The 20,486-nt window shown below is 44.7% G+C and carries 16 protein-coding genes; 4 read left to right on the top strand and 12 right to left on the bottom strand.

All coding sequences use genetic code 11. From position 1 onward, the window contains the following. Window positions 1–84: 84 nt before the first annotated feature. The 4 genes from KTR07_RS25835 to KTR07_RS25850 are packed head-to-tail and all read right to left on the bottom strand — an operon-like array spanning window position 85 to window position 4,174. Window positions 85–1,335: a thioredoxin family protein gene (locus KTR07_RS25835; protein ID WP_008767336.1), complete on the bottom strand. Its 1,251-nt coding sequence runs from the start codon at window positions 1,333–1,335 to the stop codon at window positions 85–87. Between the two features lie 29 nt (window positions 1,336–1,364). Beyond that, window positions 1,365–2,486, bottom strand: coding sequence for a DNA-processing protein DprA (dprA, locus tag KTR07_RS25840; RefSeq protein ID WP_008767337.1), 1,122 nt, complete (start codon window positions 2,484–2,486; stop codon window positions 1,365–1,367). Next, on the bottom strand, window positions 2,483–2,887 hold the full coding sequence (locus tag KTR07_RS25845) for a thioesterase family protein (RefSeq protein ID WP_008761720.1): 405 nt from the start codon (window positions 2,885–2,887) through the stop codon (window positions 2,483–2,485). The genes dprA and KTR07_RS25845 overlap by 4 nt, the downstream gene beginning before the upstream one ends. A gap of 3 nt (window positions 2,888–2,890) precedes the next feature. Next, window positions 2,891–4,174, bottom strand: a complete 1,284-nt coding sequence (locus KTR07_RS25850; protein ID WP_008761719.1) for a peptidase U32 family protein — start codon at window positions 4,172–4,174, stop codon at window positions 2,891–2,893. A gap of 137 nt (window positions 4,175–4,311) precedes the next feature. On the opposite strand from KTR07_RS25850, the gene dusB reads away from it, so the two are divergent. After that, complete coding sequence (gene dusB / locus KTR07_RS25855) at window positions 4,312–5,304, top strand: tRNA dihydrouridine synthase DusB (RefSeq protein WP_011108618.1); 993 nt, start codon at window positions 4,312–4,314, stop codon at window positions 5,302–5,304. A gap of 2 nt (window positions 5,305–5,306) precedes the next feature. On the opposite strand, the gene KTR07_RS25860 is transcribed toward dusB, so the two are convergent. Both KTR07_RS25860 and KTR07_RS25865 read right to left on the bottom strand, forming a co-directional pair. Continuing rightward, window positions 5,307–6,272, bottom strand: a complete 966-nt coding sequence (locus KTR07_RS25860) for a phosphatase PAP2 family protein (RefSeq protein WP_008761715.1) — start codon at window positions 6,270–6,272, stop codon at window positions 5,307–5,309. Further along, window positions 6,263–7,270, bottom strand: coding sequence for an NAD(P)-dependent oxidoreductase (locus KTR07_RS25865; protein ID WP_113748022.1), 1,008 nt, complete (start codon window positions 7,268–7,270; stop codon window positions 6,263–6,265). The genes KTR07_RS25860 and KTR07_RS25865 overlap by 10 nt, the downstream gene beginning before the upstream one ends. A 255-nt stretch (window positions 7,271–7,525) precedes the next feature. Here KTR07_RS25865 and rnr point away from each other — a divergent pair, with 255 nt between their 5' ends. Both rnr and KTR07_RS25875 read left to right on the top strand, forming a co-directional pair. Next, window positions 7,526–9,682, top strand: coding sequence for a ribonuclease R (gene rnr / locus KTR07_RS25870; RefSeq protein ID WP_008767341.1), 2,157 nt, complete (start codon window positions 7,526–7,528; stop codon window positions 9,680–9,682). A gap of 148 nt (window positions 9,683–9,830) precedes the next feature. Further along, entirely contained in the window at window positions 9,831–10,310 is a 480-nt protein-coding gene (locus KTR07_RS25875) for a pyridoxamine 5'-phosphate oxidase family protein (protein WP_008767342.1), read from the top strand. A 177-nt stretch (window positions 10,311–10,487) separates the two neighbouring features. On the opposite strand, the gene KTR07_RS25880 is transcribed toward KTR07_RS25875, so the two are convergent. The 6 genes from KTR07_RS25880 to KTR07_RS25905 all read right to left on the bottom strand — a co-directional run bounded on the left by KTR07_RS25880 (window position 10,488) and on the right by KTR07_RS25905 (window position 17,859). Then, complete coding sequence (locus KTR07_RS25880) at window positions 10,488–12,248, bottom strand: CotH kinase family protein (protein WP_117981545.1); 1,761 nt, start codon at window positions 12,246–12,248, stop codon at window positions 10,488–10,490. A gap of 92 nt (window positions 12,249–12,340) precedes the next feature. Next, entirely contained in the window at window positions 12,341–13,288 is a 948-nt protein-coding gene (cysK, locus tag KTR07_RS25885; protein WP_008761704.1) for a cysteine synthase A, read from the bottom strand. A gap of 128 nt (window positions 13,289–13,416) precedes the next feature. Continuing rightward, window positions 13,417–13,758, bottom strand: a complete 342-nt coding sequence (locus tag KTR07_RS25890; protein ID WP_011108621.1) for a cupin domain-containing protein — start codon at window positions 13,756–13,758, stop codon at window positions 13,417–13,419. A gap of 52 nt (window positions 13,759–13,810) precedes the next feature. Further along, window positions 13,811–15,457, bottom strand: coding sequence for a glycoside hydrolase family 32 protein (locus KTR07_RS25895; RefSeq protein WP_011108622.1), 1,647 nt, complete (start codon window positions 15,455–15,457; stop codon window positions 13,811–13,813). Between the two features lie 162 nt (window positions 15,458–15,619). Beyond that, entirely contained in the window at window positions 15,620–16,945 is a 1,326-nt protein-coding gene (locus KTR07_RS25900) for an ATP-binding protein (RefSeq protein WP_008767347.1), read from the bottom strand. Window positions 16,946–17,055: 110 nt separating this feature from the next. Further along, complete coding sequence (locus tag KTR07_RS25905; RefSeq protein ID WP_032814311.1) at window positions 17,056–17,859, bottom strand: alpha/beta hydrolase; 804 nt, start codon at window positions 17,857–17,859, stop codon at window positions 17,056–17,058. A gap of 263 nt (window positions 17,860–18,122) precedes the next feature. On the opposite strand from KTR07_RS25905, the gene KTR07_RS25910 reads away from it, so the two are divergent. After that, window positions 18,123–20,261 (top strand): TIM-barrel domain-containing protein, encoded by a 2,139-nt coding sequence (locus tag KTR07_RS25910; protein ID WP_008761699.1) that lies wholly within the window; start codon window positions 18,123–18,125, stop codon window positions 20,259–20,261. Window positions 20,262–20,486 lie beyond the last annotated feature (225 nt).

Below are 20,486 nucleotides of genomic sequence, written 5' to 3' on the forward strand. Positions count from 1 at the left end.
TTCGTAAACTTGGGTAAGATTTTATAGATATTGTTTGGAGAGGACTTAGAATTCACCCTCTTATTTATGAATCCCTACAGGGTCTCAACTTTGTTGCATCAGTTTTCTCAGCTTCTCTGCCACTTGTAGTAACTGCCCTTTATGGTCTACCATGGAGATGGCCGGAATAGCTCCGGGAGGCAAGTTCTTTTTGATCTCCTCATTCTTCTTTATCAATTCTTCGCAGGCTTTATCACACCACTGAGCAGCTTTCTCACGCAATGACATATCTGCACATTCCTTATTGAGCCAGTTCACCCATTGCAATAAATGCCCTTCGTCACCCAAAATGGTGTGCGAAGCAAGTATCTTATCGCCACGTTTCACAAATGAATCCCATTGCTTCATTATACCGTCTCTGCTGAGGCGCAGACTCTCGCCTATCATGTCAGCTTCCGCCACATTCATCTGTTTCATCTTCGCCACGTAGGCATCCAGTCCCTGTTCGTCAAACGTACAGTGACCGGACTCGTCCACTGTCAGATAGGCATATGAACCGGCTATCCAGTCTTCAAGTAGTCTGCGGTCGAGAGAAGCACCCTGACGGGGAAATTTGTCAGCAATTTCTTTCTGATGGTTTACCACATACTGAAATGCGGAAGAGTTAACATCATGCACATAGTAATAGAATACCAAAAAGTAATCTTCATCTTCCAGCATTTTCTGCTCTCTTCCCTGCAGGAAATCAGCTGCCACCTTTCCTGCCTCCTGTTCACGGTTGGCAGCAGAAAGCGCATTGATATATCCGCAGATAAAAGCCAAGTCACGGTCACCAGCTTCATAACGTTTCTTAAGTCCCGAAAGTCCACCGGACTCTACACCCAGTTTCACTTTCTTCAGCAATTCAGGAGCATCCTCAGCACCTACCAGTCGGTATACGACCTCACCGCTTGAATTAATGAAAAGAAGGGTAGGATATGCGTGTACCCCATATTTCTTTCTGAGTTCCACTCCTTCACCTTTCTCCATGTCCATCTTCAGATTCACAAAATGACGGTTAAAATAATCGGCAACCAGGGAATCTTTAAAAACTACTTTGGATAACCTCTTGCAAGGACCGCACCAAGTCGTGAAGCAGTCGACAAAAAGCAGTTTGTCTTCCACCTCCGCTCTTTTTAAAGCCTCAGAAAAAGAAAGTACACGAAAAGCAATCCCATCAGCTTGTGCAAGAGTCATTTGTGTGCCGGCAGCAGGTGTTGCGGAGATTTTCTGCGCAGGCACCATTTGCTGTCCACGTGTGTTCTGAACGGATAACAGGCATACTGCTGCCATGAATACTAGAAAATGTCGTTTCATTTCAAATTGTTTTAGGTTGGTTATTAGATTTATAATAATTGATAAACTCCTCCTGCCAATACCCGTACGGCTCCCTTCATTTCCAGTTCAAAGAGAATTGCACTCATTTTATGTACGGGAATATCTGTCTCTACCACTAAGGTATTAATCTGTAAGTTTCCTTGTTTTTCCAACGTATGAACTACCTTTTGCTCCTCTTCTGTCAGTTCCAGAAACAGGCTGCGCTGTACATTCTCTACCTTTGCCGGATGTGAATCCAACGTCCATCCCATCGCCTCCACCAAGTCTTCGGCAGACAACAGAAGGGATGCTTTACTGTCACGGATCAGTTGGTTACATCCTTTTGAATATTCATCGGTCACACGACCGGGGAAGGCGAAACAGTCGCGGTGATAGCTTTCCGCAAGCTCGGCTGTGATCAGAGAGCCGCCTTTGGCAGCCGATTCTACCACAATCGTAGCATCACACATACCGGCCACAATACGGTTGCGACTGATAAAATTGTGTTTATCCGGTGTTGTACCGACAGGAAATTCTGTCAGCAATCCGCCTTTATCAAGCATTTCAACGGCTGTCTTACGATGAAGAGAAGGGTAAATACGGTCCAGTCCGTGAGCTAACACGCCGACTGTAGGCAAGTCATTGTCCAATGCACTCCGGTGGGCATTGATATCAATGCCGTAAGCAAGGCCGCTGACAACTAATACGTCAGGACACAAAGCTTTTAAGTCACGGAGGAAAGTAGTACAGAGTTGTGTACCGTAATCAGTAGCGTGGCGGGTACCCACCATATTAATGATATGGAGAGCGTTCAAATCGGCATTTCCCTTATAGAACAGTACAACAGGAGCGTCTTCACACTCCCGCAAGCGGGAAGGATACGCCTCATCATGAAAAGTCAGGCACTGGATATGATTCTTTTGCAGGAATACAAGTTCCTGTTCGGCACGGGCAATAATTGACGGACAGTCCAGTGCACCCGACACCCGTTCATGTACTCCGGATAATCGCTGCGCCAGTTCTTTCCTGAAGCGGAACACATCGGTGGCACTCTTCATGCCCTCTACCAGACGTTTCGCTCCAATGTGCCCGATACCGGGCACCATTGTCAGAGCGATGCTATATATTTGTTCTTGTTCGTTATCGGTCATTTCAGGTATGGAGCAAAGACATTGTCGAACAATTCGCTGTTACTTAAACGTCCGTTTACCACACATACCGTCTCAACAGTGGATTTCACTACTACTTTCTGATCGCTTTTGCGGAAGATATCCTGATAGAATACGTATTTGATGCCTTCTTTCTTCATATACAGTTTGGAGACAAACTCATCCCCACTCTTCAACGGAGTCTTGAAAGCCATATTGATACGTGCCACTACCGGATCGACTCCCTGTTCATGCAACGCCGCAAAACTAACACCTACCGAGGTCAGAAACTCGTGGCGGGTATGCTCCAGATAATGCTGATAATTGGCATTGTTGACAATCCCCTGAAGGTCACATTCGTAATCACGCACCTTCATCTCCAATTCGTAGATATACTGGCTCATCGTTTATCCTCTTTTCTGTTCTACATCAAGTCCCTTGAATTTCTTCAATTCTTCGGTAGATACCAATTTATATAATTTGTCGCTGGGACGTATCTTCTCTGATTTCATTGAGAAACGCTGACCTTTCTTTACCGTCTCTACCGGCTTCAGATCGACACGCGCTTCGTCCAGTGTCATAAAGACTGCGCCGGTGGTAGGTCCCGTTATCAGCAGCTTGTCACCTACACTGACTTCGGCAGCTTCTACCAAGAACTCAGAGACACCGATATTGGAGAAGTATTTGATACCTTTGCCCACATAGATTTTACGTTCCGTAGCGGCCGAACCATAATTCCGTGTCCATTCGCCCAAGCGTTGTCCCAGATAGTAGCCATCCCAAAAGCCACGGTTAAAGACTGCCTTCAGACGTTCATCCCAAGCGGCAATCTTTTCGTCTGTAAACGTATCATCCAGATAGGCCTTTATCGCTTCTTTATAACATTCCACCACCGTACGCACATACTCAGGACCGCGGGCACGTCCCTCAATCTTGAATACACGCACACCCGCATCCATCATCTTATTCATAAAATGAATGGTCTTCAAGTCTTTCGGTGACATGATATATTCATTGTCGATATCCAGTTCCACATCCGTCTCCTTATCGCGAACCGTATAAGAACGACGGCATACCTGCATACAGGCACCCCGATTGGCCGAGTGATTCATTTCGTGCAGAGACAAATAGCACTTACCGGAGACTGCCATGCACAAGGCACCGTGACAGAACATTTCAATACGAATCTGCTCTCCGCTCGGACCGCAGATATTCTCTTCCCGAATCTGACGATAAATCTCGGCCACCTGTTCCAGATTCAACTCACGGGCCAGCACTACGACATCGGCAAACTGGGCGTAGAACTTCAAGGCTTCCGCATTCGATATATTCAATTGAGTAGACAGGTGTACTTCCTGACCGATCTGACGGGCATAGTTCATTACCGCTACATCGGCAGCGATCACCGCTGATATTCCTGCCGCTTTAGCCGCGTCCACAATGGTACGCATCAAAGGAATATCCTTATCATAGATAATGGTATTAACGGTCAGATAGCTTTTCATTCCATGTTCATCACACGTCTGAGCTATCTCACGCAAGTCATCAACGGTAAACGTATTGGCAGAACGGGCACGCATGTTAAGGTTTTCTATACCAAAATAGATAGAATCGGCTCCAGCCTGAATGGCTGCCGCAAGGGATTCACGCGAACCGACAGGCGCCATTATTTCAAAATCTTTTATATTCATTTTACTATCTGATAATCATTAAAATGTGATAGGAGAATGCAAAGGTACGAATTAATCCGTATCCGTGAAACTTACCTCAACAAATAGTTCTTTCAGTTTTTATCCGTACCTTTGCACCGCAAAAAGAAGTATCGATTATGAAAATAAGCCATATAGACCTGGGAGAACACCCTATACTACTCGCCCCGATGGAGGACGTGACAGATCCTGCTTTCCGCCTAATGTGCAAAAAGTTCGGAGCTGACATGGTATATACTGAATTTGTATCGAGCGATGCACTGATACGCGCTGTCAGCAAGACTGCACAGAAACTGAGTATCAGCGATGAAGAACGCCCTGTAGCCATTCAGATTTATGGTAAAGATACGGAAACGATGGTCGAAGCTGCGAAGATCGTAGAGCAGGCGCAGCCCGATATTCTCGACATAAACTTCGGCTGCCCCGTGAAGAGAGTAGCAGGAAAAGGAGCAGGAGCAGGAATGCTGCAAAATATTCCGAAGATGCTGGAAATTACCCGTGCCGTAGTGGACGCAGTCAAAATACCTGTGACAGTGAAAACCCGTTTAGGATGGGACGCCAACAATAAAATCATTGTAGATCTGGCAGAACAACTACAGGATTGCGGCATTGCCGCACTAACCATTCACGGTAGAACCCGTGCGCAGATGTACACCGGAGAAGCGGACTGGACACTGATCGGAGAAGTGAAGAACAATCAAAGGATGCACATTCCTATCATTGGCAACGGAGACGTGACAACACCTCAACGCTGCAAGGAGTGTTTTGACCGTTACGGAGTAGATGCAGTCATGATCGGTCGTGCCAGCTTCGGACGTCCCTGGATATTCAAGGAAGTAAAGCATTATCTGGAAACGGGGGAGGAATTGCCGCCACTCAGCTTTGAATGGTGTATGGAGGTACTTCGCCAGGAAGTGATTGACAGTGTGAATCTGCTTGATGAACGCAGGGGCATCTTGCACGTGCGCCGCCACTTGGCTGCCAGTCCGTTGTTCAAAGGGATTCCTAATTTTAAAGAGACTCGTATTGCCATGTTGCGGGCAGAAACGAAAGAAGAATTGTTCCGGATATTCGAAACAATTCCTGAAAAAGTAAATTCTCTTTTAGATTAGTTTTACTTAAACATCGGCTGCGCAAACCACTTCTTGAACATCCACGTCGCCACAACATACAACAAGAATGCAGAGAAGAAACCTACGATCGCATCGATAACGTAGTGCGCCTGAATATATACTGTAGCCCCGCAAAGCAGCATATAGAAAGGGATCAGACAGGCAAACAACTTCTTACTGCCACGCCATGCCATAATCATAAGAATGGTAGAAATACCGACATGCGAACTGGGGAAAGCTGCCGTAGGACGCTCTCCCACTTGCTGCGAACCTTCTACCAAACTGTAAAAGAAGCCATGTTGATAGCCCGGACCGGGAAGTAACTCCTGATTGTTATTGAAATAATCGCCGATGGCCGGGAAAATTCCTTTAGATACATTATCAAAACCTATAGCTGGGAAGTAGAACTGCGGCCCTGCTACCGGAACAAAGATATAAATCAGATAATAGATAAAGAAAGAAGTTACCAGTACAAACGACATCTTCTCAAACCATTCAAACTTATAGATAAAATAAAACACCGTCACAATGAGCATCATCGGATAATAAAAGAAATATCCCATATTGAATGCTTCACTGACCAAAAGATGCGGGAATGTATGACAGAACCAGATAGCAGGTTGCCCATTGAAGATAAACTGCTCGGTTATGGCAAACACATGGTCGAGATTCGGAAAGAACCGGTTAAACTCAAACGTATCCGGATACCAGTAGGAAAGCAGGCTCATCTGAATAGCAACACGTACAAACGCCGAAAACTTGCAAGGAGCCAGCCGATAAAGATACATCAGCAGGAAAGTCATTGCAGCGATCATCGCCCTATCCAGCAACATGTGCCATGGATGATCCATTCGCTGAAACAGGAACAGAATCAAAATGGAGGTCAACAGATTATAAATCAATGTTATCTTCTCCACAGCAAACAACCCCTTCCGGGTTTCCACTCGCTTAAATAAGTCTAAAGCCATCCTTCGTTTTTATACCAGTCAATGGTTTCACGGACTCCCTTCTCCAAGTCATATTCGGGAGCATACCCTAACTCATTAATGGCAGGGGTTATATCACATTGCCAGTTACGTTGTTTCATTATTTTATATTTATCAGAATTCAGCGTACTGCTCTTGCCGGAACGTGTTGCAATGAATTCAGCGAGCAAAGATATAACTTTTAGCACAATTAATGGACATTTCACATGAATAACAAACGGATTACCCAGTTCTTTTTGTATTAAGTCCGAAAATACACGACTATTATACACCTTCCCGTCAGTCAGAAAATAGGCTCTTCTAGTCACTTTTTTTTCTATTCCTAAAAAGATGGCCTGCACAATGTCTTTTACATAAACAAAAGTCAGGTCCTGCCGCCGGAAGCCGACAGAGAAGTCAACATGCTGCCGGATGGACTTCGCCATCAGGAAATAATCCAGTTCACGAGGACCGTAAACTCCTGTAGGGCGATAAATAACATAAGGGAAACCGGGAATACTCTGAATATAAAGTTCAGCCTTAAGCTTGCTAAGACCATAAGCAGTATTTGGCATCGGGACATCACCGGCTTCTATCGGCGAATAATCTTTTTCGCGTACAGGTCCGAATACACTCAGCGTACTGATATAGATGAATTGCTTCGGAACCATATTCAACGCTTTCAGGGTATCAATAAAGTATTTGGTCTGGAGATAATTCACATAATCAAAAGTATTCTTATCCGGACATTTCGTGACTCCCGCACAATGGATGATATAGTCAAACTTATTATAGGTTCCTTTATGTCCGGAGAGTTGGGCACGCAATTCATTGGGATGAGCAAAGTCCAGTTCCAGAAAATGGATCTTCCGGTTCTTCAAGTACTTTTTGCTGCTGGTGGGACGAATCCCCACCCACACACCAAACTTTCGTTTTAATGCCTCTTCGACAATAAAACTTCCTATAAATCCGCTTGCTCCTGTTATTAAGATACTCTCCATTAATTATAACCTCGATGTATAAGAAAAGAATGATGCCACAAAGATACAATAAAAATGAAACAAAAACCATTTTACATTTCTCAATCTTATAAGCATTCCTACCGAAGTGATTCAGGAGGGATGCTTTTTATTTTAATAAGGACGAAATTATCGAAGTCAGCGAAAGTTTTATCCAATTCATAACTATCAAATTCAAATATTTGTTTACTTTGTACTCCCATCAAAGAATTTTCAAATAAATCAATTCTATACATTATGGCGAAAAAGAAAGAAAAGAAAGAGAAAAAGGCCGGCAAAAGAATGAGTAAGAAAGAGCTGGCAGCGTTATTGATAGACTTTTTCCATGCCAAACCCAGCGAAACGCTTAGTATGAAGTATATTTTCTCGGAGTTGCATCTCACTACCCATCCGCAGAAAATGCTATGCGCTGATCTGTTACACGACCTTTCAGATGACGATTATATTTCCGAAATTGAAAAAGGAAAGTTCCGCCTCAACAATCACGGAACGGAGATGATCGGTACCTTCCAACGCAAGAGCAACGGAAAGAACTCCTTTATCCCCGAAGGTGGAGGCGATCCGATCTTTGTTGCCGAACGCAATTCGGCACATGCCATGAACAATGACAAAGTAAAGATCACTTTCTACGCCAAGCGGAAGAATAAAGACGCGGAAGGAGAAGTCATCGAGATTCTGGAACGTGCCAATGACACCTTTGTAGGTACACTGGAAGTAGCCAAGTCGTATGCCTTCTTAGTTACGGAAAACCGTACGCTTGCCAACGACATCTTCATCCCGAAAGAGAAGCTGAAAGGAGGAAAAACCGGCGACAAGGCAATCGTGAAAGTAACCGAATGGCCCGACAAGGCAAAGAATCCTATCGGACAAGTGATCGACATCCTCGGTGTAGCAGGAGACAATACAACAGAAATGCACGCCATCCTCGCTGAGTTCGGCCTGCCCTACGTATATCCGAAAGCGGTAGAAACAGCAGCCGATAAGATTCCCGCAGAAATTACTCCGGAAGAGATAGCCAGACGCGAAGACTTCCGTAAGGTAACGACTTTCACCATCGACCCGAAAGACGCCAAGGACTTCGACGACGCACTTTCGATCCGCCCCATCAAAGACGGATTGTGGGAAGTAGGCGTACATATCGCCGATGTGACTCACTATGTAAAAGAAGGCGGCATCATCGACAAAGAAGCAGAAAAGCGGGCGACTTCCGTTTATCTGGTGGACCGCACCATTCCGATGCTTCCCGAACGCCTGTGTAACTTCATCTGCTCCTTGCGTCCGAATGAAGAGAAACTCGCATTCTCCGTCATCTTCGACATCACCGAGAAAGGAGAAGTAAAAGACTCCCGCATCGTACATACCGTCATCAACTCCGACCGTCGCTTCACTTACGAAGAGGCGCAGCAGATCATCGAAACGAAAACGGGCGATTTTAAAGAAGAAGTTCTCATGCTGGACACCATCGCCAAAGCACTTCGTGAGAAACGTTTCGCAGCAGGAGCCATCAACTTCGACCGCTACGAGGTGAAGTTTGAAATCGACGAAAAGGGAAAACCTATCAGCGTATACTTCAAAGAGTCCAAGGATGCCAACAAGCTGGTGGAAGAATTCATGCTGCTCGCCAACAGGACAGTAGCAGAGAAAGTGGGACGTGTACCCAAGAACAAAAAAGCCAAAGTACTTCCTTATCGTATCCACGATCTGCCCGATCCGGAAAAACTGGAAAACCTGTCACAGTTCATCGCCCGCTTCGGCTATAAGGTACGTACAAGCGGAACGAAAACAGATATATCAAAGTCTATCAACCATTTGCTGGACGATATTCACGGCAAGAAAGAGGAAAACCTGATTGAAACCGTATCGATCCGTGCCATGCAGAAAGCGCGTTATTCTACGCACAATATCGGCCATTACGGACTGGCATTCGACTATTACACCCACTTCACTTCACCCATCCGCCGATTCCCGGATATGATGGTACACCGCTTGGTTACGAAGTATATGGACGGCGGTCGTAGCGTATCCGAAAGCAAGTACGAGGACCTCTGCGACCATAGTTCGAACATGGAACAGATTGCAGCCAATGCCGAACGTGCTTCTATCAAATACAAACAGGTAGAATTCATGAGCGAACGTCTCGGACAAATTTATGACGGTGTGATCTCCGGTGTTACGGAATGGGGCCTTTACGTTGAACTCAACGAGAACAAATGTGAAGGCATGGTTCCTATCCGTGATCTGGACGATGACTATTATGAATTCGACGAAAAGAATTATTGCCTCCGCGGACGCCGTAAGAACAAGATATACAGTTTGGGAGATGCCATCACCATTCGCGTGGCACGCGCCAATCTGGAGAAGAAGCAATTAGACTTTGCGCTGATTGAGAAATAGAAACAAGTACTGTAAAAACGGATTAATAGTATACTCTTCTGTGCCACTCTATTGGCACGCTTGTGCCAAGGGCTTGGCATAGTAGTGCCAATGCGGTGGCACAACTGTGCCAGAGGCTTGGCACAAACCTGTAAAAACCGACATTAGAATGAAAACAATCGTTATCGAAGACAAGCAACGAATCGAATCCATTATTCTTCAAGCTGATGCCTGCTTTGTAGGCATAACAGACTTAGAAGGCAATCCATACGTAGTTCCTATGAACTTCGGTTATGAAAACGATACTCTTTACCTCCATTCCGGTCCCGAAGGGGGAAAGATAGAAATGCTGCAACGTAATAACAACGTGTGTATCACGTTCAGCCTCGGACACAAACTTGTCTATCAGCACAAGCAGGTAGCTTGCAGCTACAGTATGCGCTCGGAGAGTGCCATGTGCCGTGGGAAAGTAGAATTCATAGAAGATATGGAGGAAAAACGTCATGCACTGGACATTATCATGCGCCATTACACAAAGGATCAGTTCAGCTATTCCGATCCTGCCGTACGGAATGTCAAAGTATGGAAAGTACCTGTAGATCAGATGACAGGAAAAGTTTTCGGTCTGCGGGCAGACGAAAAGCCATGAGATGTACAAATCTCATGGAATCACCTGCAAAATCTTGGTTTTCATGATGTTATAAGTCAGTCTATCAGGCATTAATACTCAAGTTCTCAGGTGTTAATACCTGATACGACAAGTATTAACATCTGAGAAGTCAAGTGTTAATGACTGAGAAGTGAAATGCTAATATATGAAACTCTATCAGTATTGATTTACTTCACCATCTATATACTCTGCCCTATTTTTCAACCAATTCTTCAGTTCTATCACTTTCGCATCAAAGGAACGGGTGTTTTCCCATAATTCACTATTTCTCGTTACAGATGGTTTAATAAGCTTGGCCTGATCATCTATATACTGCAACAACTCATTTAATTTATTTGACTTAAAGTCTTGCCAAAAGTTTTTATAAATAGTTCTCACCCGACTGTCTTGTAGGAAGCGTTGGAAAAAAGCAGTTCCCACTCCATTCATATCATCAGAAAAGAGCGGAGTTTCATAACTCCCGAAATGTGTCTCTTTACCTTCATAATCATACGCCCAGTCAAAGTCCCAGATCGGTCCCATAACATATTTACCTTTCCCCTCTTTATGAATAAAGATGCTTTTCGGATGGTTAATCTCCATATTGTGTACTAAATTAAAGGTAATCAGATATTTTGCAACCGATTCAATATCAATCATATCCACATACATATTTCCTTCTAACGGCTCCTTTGCAAACTGCACGGTAAATGCATTAAAATCTTTCTTCCAATACTCAAACTGCTCTGTAGTCAAATCAGGGTCTTTCACCATCACCGGAAGATTGAATGCTTCGGACTTGAATTTCGGATCTTCATCAAAATAGGAATCAAGCTCCCACATCACGCTGTTATTCTCATCCAAATCCACACGATTTTCTTTGATTTCTATCTGTTCCGTCAGCAGATAGGAGCCTTTGTATTTGCCATTCAGAACCACATCCACCGGAATGGCATGATTAGTGAAAGGAATATTCAGCAATTGCCCGACTTTGAAGGCAACTGAGTTAAGCATCAAGGTAGGATCGATATGATTAGCCAGTAATACATAATTCTTCGCTTTTCCCAAACCACAAATCTCAGATTTCTTATCAAGTTTTAACCGGTAAGGTTTCTTCGGATATCCCCATGTGGAGTTTCCTCGTCCTTTCACCTCCGTCTTGCCTGTATAGTTCTCATAAATCCCTTTGCCATCCACGGTGAGAGTCGCATTCAAATAATAATCCTTACTTGGTATCTCCGTAACACTAGGGTCTTCTGTCGTGATCGTAAACTGAGGAATCAGGATAAAGTCCAGCGTCAGGATGTATCGGACTACTTCTCCATTCCGCATCACAAACTGATAAGTGACCGGAGAGGCGAAATCAATTTCCGTCACACCGCTGACCTGTTCTACATCATCTACCACTACTTTCACGGCATCAGTCGTAAAGACAGGAATCAGTTTCGATTGTGGAAATGTGTAGGAAGATACAATAGTCTCATCTTCAATCGTACATGAGACATCAGCAGTCAGCAAAGCATTATCTTTTCTCAAAAAGCGAAATTCGGATAACACCTGCGCATCTTTCAAGACAACTTCGACTGTATATTGTTCCCTGCTGCCGTCTTCTGCTTCTACGAGAATCATCAGCGGCCGGGAAAAATCATTCGAAGTGATGCCGGATTCCTGCCCGACTCCATTCACGCTTACAGATGTTCCTTCATACTTGAATGTAGCAATCAATGACTTCAAGTCATCATATTGATCCATCGATAGCGTTATCACATTCCCTTTAATGGAACCTCTCACGTCATTCTTAATTTTACCTTGATTGTCACTCTTCTGAATCGAATAGCTGATTAATTGCTTCGTTGAAGAGAGAGGAGTTTCTTCATCTTTACAGGCAGAAAACAGCAGGAGAATAATCATCAGAATCCCTAACGTCTTGTTTTGCATAGTATTAAATAAAAATGGTTACTTGGCAAATATACGGTTTTGCCAAGTAACCACAGGATTATTCTCTATATTTCTTTCAAAAAAACGTTCCTTTACAAAGGATACTCTTCAAACGCGTACAGGATAGTAGATAAATAACGCTCTCCCGTATCGGGCAATAAGGCTACGATCATCTTCCCTTCGTTTTCGGGACGTTTCGCCAGTTCGGTAGCCGCATAGACGGCTGCTCCCGAAGATATGCCGACCAACAGCCCTTCTTTTTCCGCCAGCGCACGACTGGTACGGATAGCGTCGTCATTCTGCACCTGAATAATTTCATCTACGACAGAAGCATTATAAGTCTTCGGTACGAAACCGGCACCGATTCCCTGAATCTTGTGAGGTCCGGGCTTTCCGCCGGACAGTACCGGAGAGTCGGCAGGTTCTACCGCCACCGCCTTCACACTGGGATCGCGCATCTTTAATGCTTCTCCTACTCCGCTAATTGTCCCGCCAGTACCTACACCGGCAACGAAGATATCGACTTTCCCCTCGGTATCTCTCCATATTTCCAGTCCGGTAGTGCGTAGATGCATAGCGGGATTAGCAGGATTTTCAAATTGCTGTAAGATAACGCTGCCCGGAGTGGCAGCTTTCAACTCTTCCGCTTTGGCAATCGCCCCTTTCATTCCGTCGGCACCGGGAGTGAGCACAAGTTCCGCTCCCAGAGCTTTCAAAAGGTTACGACGTTCTACGCTCATCGTATCGGGCATCGTCAAAATCAGTTTGTACCCCTTGGCGGCAGCCACGAATGCCAATCCTACTCCCGTATTTCCACTGGTAGGCTCGATGATCGTTGCGCCGGGAGTCAAGACTCCTTTCACTTCGGCATCTTCAATCATTGCCAATGCCACGCGGTCTTTTACACTGCCCGCGGGATTGAATGATTCGATTTTCACTATCAGGCGAGCCTTCAAGCCGTTACTCTTATTATAATTACTTAGTTCCAACAACGGAGTGTTACCTATCAAATCCGTCAATTTCCTTGCAATCTTTTCCATATATATCTGTTTTTAATTTCCTTTGTTTTAAGATATTACAAAGATAGTGCAGTTTTTGTTGACAGGAAATACCATATATGTGGTAAATTTATACCATCATTATCCGGTAACCTACCATTCATCAGGAACTATTCCAGAAAATCCGCCCGCATGGGACTGAATGTGTCTATCAATACTCCCGCTTCCAGACAGACGCATCCATGCGGTTCGTCGGGTGCTACATAGTAGCCATCGCCGGTCGACAGTATCTCTTTCCGGTCGCCGATGGTCAGTTCAAACTTTCCACTTGCCACGTAGGTAGCCTGACTGTGGTAATGTTCATGCAACGTACCGACCGCTCCTTTCTCAAATTCTACCTTGACCATCATCAACTGTCCGTCGTATCCCATTATCTGACGACGGATTCCCGGAGCGGGGTGCTCCCATTTCAACTCTTTCTCAAACTGAAAAACTTCACTACGCGTTTTCATATTCTCTTTCCTATTTAAATAACTGAAAACAAAGATAGCTTTTGATTTCCGTCTACCAAATGGATTCTACGGAAAAGACTTGCAGGTCTTTCACTTCGATACGGTTTCCCCAGAAGTGGAGTCCTTCTCTGTTGTTAGTGTCAGGGCGGCGTTCCATGGAATAAGAATACAGTCCGCCGTCGATAAATACTTCGATAGAGGTGCGGTCAATGTAAATATCGGCACTCAACTCCATGCTGGTCGGGTCTTGGGGAGAGTAGAAACGGCCGTTCAGGGTATTGGAGTTCATGTCGTAGCCGATCATGCGCTGGCCGAAAAGGTTGAATCCGGCATCCGTGGCATGAGAGAGTTTGATCGTTGTCTTAATGCGGAGACAGTCGGCATCATAAAACTCTTTCAGATGGCGGTTGGCCTCATCCGAAGAAAGAGATTTCCAGGAACGAAGAGGCTTACACAAGGATTCGACCTCCTTTACGGGAACGTTGACAAGGCGGATGCCGTCTTTGGTGGTACGCAAAGTCAGTTCGGTGGGGAGCATCATCATTCCGTTGAAAGGCATACCGGGGTGGGAGATTCTTCCCCAGCCTATCTGGATGCGTCTGCCGTCGCTTGCCGGAATATTGGTAAAGGTCTGGGCCGCATAGATACTTCCGGTGGTATAGCAGTATTTTCCGGCTTCGGGAGTAAATACTTTGCCGTCGAAAGAGCCTAGCATATACGTACCGGTAGCACCGTACATCACCCACTTCGTGTGGTTTTTGTCACCGTCAACCGGCAGTTCGAACAATTCGGGACATTCCCAGAAGCCTGTAACATGGCTCTCGTATTTCCAGTCTTTGAGATTGGAAGAGGTATAGATGGAGTGTCCGTCGCGCTCGTTCAGTACCAGTACCCAATGTTTGGAGGGCGCATACCAGAACACTTTCGGGTCGCGTGTGTCCTGAGAGTTCCATTTCTCCTTGGAGTTAATCACCGGATTCTTGTCGTACTTCGTGAAGGTACGTCCTTTGTCAAGGCTGTAGGCTATCCCCTGCACTTGTCTGTCACTGCTGGCGGCAGTGAAGGCGGCAACCATGGCTGGAGTCTTGCCTTTATTGAATCCGGCGGTATTATCATAGTCGATGACTGCCGAACCGGAGAACATCGTTCCTAAATGGTCGGGATACAGAGCGTCCGGTAATTCTGTCCAGTGTATCAGGTCCTTGCTGACCGCATGGCCCCAGTGCATATTCTCCCAGTCTCTTTCAAAAGGATTGTGCTGGTAGAACAGGTGGTATTCGCCCTCATAATAGATTAATCCGTTAGGGTCATTGATCCAGCCTCTCCGGGTAGTGAAGTGGAATTGCGGACGGTTCTTTTCCTTATACAGTTCAGCTTGTCCTTCGATTTCGTCGGACTGGTATATTTTACTCAATCCCTTCTCATTGCCGTCGTAGGTTATCTTGATCGTCTTTCCTTTGAAAGCCGACACATCTTTAAACACCCAGTATTCCGCTTCATCCGGCGCCAGACGGATAACGACGGATAAATCCGGCTTGCCGTTTACTTCAAAAGTCATCCTTCCTCTGTTCTCTTTATGGGAGATGGGGAAGTTCAGATATTGCTTGGTTATTTTAAAAGATACTTCTCCGGCTATCGCTGCCAAACAGGAGAAGGATAAAACAAAAAGAGTAAGTACAGTTCTGCTTAATGTCTTCATAGCTATTTTATTTATTAGTTTGTAAAATCGGAGTAAATGTAGCCAATACGACCGATTTCTGATATAATAAATGATTCACAGACTATGAGAAACGTTACATTTCACAGATATTTTCCTTAAATGACCTGTATTTTTCATCACTTGGCCGTTTCTCTCTATTCTTTATCCCACGTTATTATTCAGCAGCTCTTTCGTCTTATCCGCAAGAAATAAAGGAATATTAATCAGATTGCCGTCTTGTTTCAAATTCAGCATCGAATATCGAATCCGACAAGCAGGTTGATAAAGTTTCTCGTACTGAATCAGACTTTTACCTGTTATATTCTGGTCTGCTTTCACTTCTATCGGATAAATATGATTACCATGCTGAAGTAAAAAATCCACTTCTGCTTTATTACCGGAAGTCCAGTAACGGAACGAAGCCTGAAATTGTGCTGTAAGACTTTGCAATACATAATTCTCTGCCAATGCCCCTTTATATTCCGTATATCCGGGAGTGGACAATAACAAAACACTTGCACCCAGTTCGGACAATTGCCTCAACAACCCTATATCCAATGCATAGAGCTTAAAAGTGCTCAAATCATCGTAGGCTTTCAGTGGCAGCCTAGGCGACTTGCTCAGAACTACTTTGTTGACAAGACCAGCTTGTTCCAACCATAAAATAGCATCTTCGTATTCACGCGCACGTGCTCCGGGACGAACCAGTTGATAAACAAACTTACGATTTTCTTTCGCCAATTGAGAGGGCAGAGAGTTCCATACATAATTGATACGGGGCGCCAACGTAGGTGTAGCATGTTTCACAAAATCCAGAGCATAGTCATTCAATATATCCCGAAGCGATGAATCCACTTTTTGCATATCATTAAAGTCAACCATCAAAGAAGCAGGTTCGGGCATACCGCCACAAATAGAATAGGCAATGAAGGCTTCCCGCAGTTTGTCGAAGAAGATTTGGGGAAGAGGCGCTATTTCTTTGACAGAGCACATATATTGATACATCGCCGGATCTTTCGTATTCAGAAACTCCGTAAAAGTCAGCGGATACATAGACAGATGATTTACTTTTCCAACCGGAAAGGAATTGCCTATGTGATTCAGGTAAATTCCAAGTAAAGAACCAGCGCAAGCCACTGCATATTCGGGTGCTTCTTCGCAGAAATATTTCAAAGAGTTCAGCGCTTCATTGCACTCCTGAATCTCATCCAATATCAGCAAAGTAGTCTGAGGATTAATTTTTCGTCCATGCAAAAAGGACAATTGCTGTATAATGCGCTCGGGGTCTTTAGTCGTTTTAAAGATATCACAAAGTCCGCTTTCATCTTTATCCAGACTAAAATAGGCAACATCTTCAAAGTATTTCTGACCGAAATACTTCAAAGCCCACGTCTTACCCACTTGTCTCGCCCCATGAATAACCAAAGGCTTCCTGTTTACATCCGTTTTCCAAGCCACTAACAGCTGAATAATTCCTCTTTCAAACATACCGAGTCACATTTTTGATATCTGAAATGTGAGAACTTACACATTTTTGATATGAGTTTCGTGCAAATATACACATTATCCATATCAAATGAAAGAATATCACAGGTCTATTACTTGAACCTCTTCACATAATTAACGATCAGATAGCAGGCAGGACCGAGTACCTGTCCGTGGTCAAATCCTTGCAGTTCATATAAAGAGACTTTCCGATTGCCGATATTCTTCAATACCGATGCCAGCAGTGCATTCTCTTCGTACCGGTCAGCCATTTCCAGATTCTTATCCCCCGTAATCAGCACAACAGGAGCGGTATCCTTGCGGGCCTTATTTACCGGAGCAAATTCGTCAATGATGGGGATTCCGTTGGGCAGGCCACGTTCTTTGCGGATGGTAAAATGAGTGACTGTCTGCCCGCTGACCGGAAGATAGGCAGCTACACTATCCGCATCGGCTCCGTATGCAGCCATGTATTTCTTATCCATTGCCAGAATCAACGTAAGGTAACCTCCCGCCGAATGACCGGAAACAAAGATACGATCCTTGCGACCGCCATACTTTTCGATATTCCGGAATGTCCATGCCACAGCTTCGGCGGCATCTTCTATATAAGCCGGATTCTTTGCTTTCGGACTCAAACGATAATTAACTGCCACTACTGCAAAGCCTTGATCCGTCAGTTCCCTGGGAACAAATTTACTTCCTCCTTCCATACCACCGCCATGAAACCATACAATGGTGGAAAAATCTTTTTTATTCTCGGGATAATAAACATCCAGTTTACAACGTTCCAGACGATAAGCATCTGTTTCGGAGCCGGAAATGTAAGGTACATCCTTGTCGGTACGATACGTATCCTGTGCCTGAACGAGGCAGGCACAAAGCAAAAAGAGAAGGAGAAAACAATTCTTTTTCATGGTTTTATTCTTTTTCATTCTTAAACAAGGACAAATATAAAACCTTATTTTTAGAATCACGGTCAAAAAAAGAAGATATTAATATCTCCCGTCACAAACATTAATATATGTCGTGACAGGTCACTTTATCTGACTTCTCAGGTATTAATACTTGATACCGCATCTGTTTTATTCCTATATTTGCAATATTCTTTTATTGCATTTTAGTGGAAAATCGCATTTCAAAAGTCTATTTTAATATAACCATGATAAAATAAACTATAATGAGAAAACTATTACTCAACCTTTTTCTATCCACAGTAGGTCTCCTGTTTGCCGGGCAAGCATCCGCTCAAGAAGAAATTGCTCCGGGAATCATCAAGCTGCAAGCGGGAGAAATTGACACTTTTACCCCTTATTCCTTATTCGGCGGGAAACCTGCCGTAGAAGCAATGAAACAACTCCCGACTGCAAAGCCGCCCTTCAGCCCCGACGAAGTGCAAATAAAGATAACCGACCGTGGCTGTCTGATCGAAGTCCCTCTGGAGGACAACGAACAAATATACGGTTTCGGACTTCAATTCGAAACTTTCGGTCAGCGTGGCCTGCGCAAGCGCCCGATAGTAAACGACAATCCGCTGAACGGACTCGGATATACACATGCTCCGCAGACATTCTACGTCTCTACCAAAGGGTACGGTATTCTGGTCAACACGGCACGGTATACCACTTTCCTATGCGGCTCCAATCAGAAAACCGAGCATAGTCGTCAACTACAAGCGGAAGAAAGAAAACACATTGCTACCACCACAGAAGACTTGTATAAGAACAGAAGCAACGGAAATAAAGTCCATATCGACGTACCCGGCGCCAAAGGCATTGAGGTATTTATCATCACCGGACCGGAAGTGCTGGATGTAGTCAAGAGATACAACCTCCTCTCCGGCGGCGGATGTCTTCCTCCGATGTGGGGACTCGGATTCAAATACCGTGTCAAAGGAGATGCGACGCAAGACTCCGTCATGCGTTTTGCCAACTATTTCCGCGAGAAACAGATTCCGTGCGACGTACTGGGACTCGAACCGGGATGGCAGACGGCCACTTACTCCTGTTCTTATCGCTGGAGCGACGACCGTTTTCCAAGGCACAAAGAAATGCTGGACCAGTTGCAGCAGAAAGGATACAAAGTAAACCTGTGGGAACACGCGTATGTTCATCCTTCTTCCCCCATCCGGAAGGCGCTGGAGCCCTACTCAGGCGATTTCCTTGTATGGAACGGACTGGTACCGGACTTCATCCAGCCGGAAGCACACAAAATATTTACCGATTACCACCGCACACTGATAGAAGAAGGCATCTCCGGCTTCAAACTGGACGAATGTGACAACTCGAACATATCTTTTGCTTCCGCCACATGGTGCTTCCCGGATATGGCACAGTTCCCTTCGGGCATCGACGGAGAAAAGATGCACCAGGTATTCGGTTCCCTCTATGTGAATGCGATGGACAGTATCTATCGTGAAAAGAATACCCGCACCTATCAGGATTACCGGTCGTCCGGTATGTTCATGTCTTCACGCAACGCCGTACTTTATAGTGATACATACGATCCCAAAGAGTACATTCAGGCACTTTGCAACTCGGCATTCGGAGGACTGTTGTGGTGTCCCGAAGTGCGTGAGGCACATTCTGCCGAAGATTTCTTCCATCGTCTGCAAACGGTGATTCTTTCTCCGCAGGCTATGGTCAATGCATGGTATCTGCAATACGCTCCGTGGCTGCAATTCGACCGTGGAAAGAACGAACGTGGCGAGTTCCTGCCGGAAGCAAAGAGGTATGAAGAATATGCCCGTACACTGATTAATCTGCGTATGCAGCTGATTCCTTATCTGTACAGTGCTTTTTATACATATTATAAAGAAGGTGTACCTCCTTTCCGTCCGTTATTGATGGATTATCCCAAAGATGAACGTTTGCGCACTATCAGTGACCAGTATATGATGGGAGACGGATTGATGGCTGCTCCTTTATACCAGAACAAGAAAACGAGAACGGTCTATTTCCCCGAAGGAACATGGTACAACTTCAATACCAATGAGAAATATGAAGGCAACCGTGAATATGAGATTACGACGGAATTAGATCAGTTGCCACTCTACGTTCGCCAGGGAACGTTATTGCCATTGGCCGCACCTGTCCCCTATGTAGATGCTCAAACCGTATTCGATCTGCATTGCAAAGTATACGGCGCTCCTTCGGCAACGTTCCTCCTTCTCGAAGATGACGGTATAAGTTACGATTTCCAAAAAGGACAATTCAACGAAGTAACGCTGGAAGCTGCCAAAGGAAAGGTAAAACTGAAAAGGACAAAAGAATACAAGCAAAAAAGATATCAACTGACGGATTACGAGTTCATCAATTGATTTCTTAATTAGTTTCACTGCTTGAAACCAGAGTTTCATCAGTGAGAAACTGTAGTTCCAAAGGCTTGAAACCAAAAGTTCCAAGCGTATGAAACTAGAGTTTCAAGTAATGGGAACCAAAGTTTCAAGCAATGGGAACTGTAGTTTCATTCCTTAAAACAAACTCGGCTTTGTACTTCCCTAATAATGGTTGACTTGTTTATCTCTAATAGCTGCTATGTGTTG

The organism is Bacteroides sp. MSK.20.82, from assembly GCF_019052485.1.
Classification (GTDB): Bacteria; Bacteroidota; Bacteroidia; order Bacteroidales; family Bacteroidaceae; genus Bacteroides; species Bacteroides thetaiotaomicron.

Excerpts from the sequence above, each read along its gene's own strand:
- KTR07_RS25835 (WP_008767336.1), bottom strand. The coding sequence starts at position 1,335 with ATGAAACGACATTTTCTAGTATTCATGGCAGCAGTATGCCTGTTATCC.
- dprA (WP_008767337.1), bottom strand. The coding sequence starts at position 2,486 with ATGACCGATAACGAACAAGAACAAATATATAGCATCGCTCTGACAATG.
- KTR07_RS25845 (WP_008761720.1), bottom strand. The coding sequence starts at position 2,887 with ATGAGCCAGTATATCTACGAATTGGAGATGAAGGTGCGTGATTACGAA.
- KTR07_RS25850 (WP_008761719.1), bottom strand. The coding sequence starts at position 4,174 with ATGAATATAAAAGATTTTGAAATAATGGCGCCTGTCGGTTCGCGTGAA.
- dusB (WP_011108618.1), top strand. The coding sequence starts at position 4,312 with ATGAAAATAAGCCATATAGACCTGGGAGAACACCCTATACTACTCGCC.
- KTR07_RS25860 (WP_008761715.1), bottom strand. The coding sequence starts at position 6,272 with ATGGCTTTAGACTTATTTAAGCGAGTGGAAACCCGGAAGGGGTTGTTT.
- KTR07_RS25865 (WP_113748022.1), bottom strand. The coding sequence starts at position 7,270 with ATGGAGAGTATCTTAATAACAGGAGCAAGCGGATTTATAGGAAGTTTT.
- rnr (WP_008767341.1), top strand. The coding sequence starts at position 7,526 with ATGGCGAAAAAGAAAGAAAAGAAAGAGAAAAAGGCCGGCAAAAGAATG.
- KTR07_RS25875 (WP_008767342.1), top strand. The coding sequence starts at position 9,831 with ATGAAAACAATCGTTATCGAAGACAAGCAACGAATCGAATCCATTATT.
- KTR07_RS25880 (WP_117981545.1), bottom strand. The coding sequence starts at position 12,248 with ATGCAAAACAAGACGTTAGGGATTCTGATGATTATTCTCCTGCTGTTT.
- cysK (WP_008761704.1), bottom strand. The coding sequence starts at position 13,288 with ATGGAAAAGATTGCAAGGAAATTGACGGATTTGATAGGTAACACTCCG.
- KTR07_RS25890 (WP_011108621.1), bottom strand. The coding sequence starts at position 13,758 with ATGAAAACGCGTAGTGAAGTTTTTCAGTTTGAGAAAGAGTTGAAATGG.
- KTR07_RS25895 (WP_011108622.1), bottom strand. The coding sequence starts at position 15,457 with ATGAAGACATTAAGCAGAACTGTACTTACTCTTTTTGTTTTATCCTTC.
- KTR07_RS25900 (WP_008767347.1), bottom strand. The coding sequence starts at position 16,945 with ATGTTTGAAAGAGGAATTATTCAGCTGTTAGTGGCTTGGAAAACGGAT.
- KTR07_RS25905 (WP_032814311.1), bottom strand. The coding sequence starts at position 17,859 with ATGAAAAAGAATTGTTTTCTCCTTCTCTTTTTGCTTTGTGCCTGCCTC.
- KTR07_RS25910 (WP_008761699.1), top strand. The coding sequence starts at position 18,123 with ATGAGAAAACTATTACTCAACCTTTTTCTATCCACAGTAGGTCTCCTG.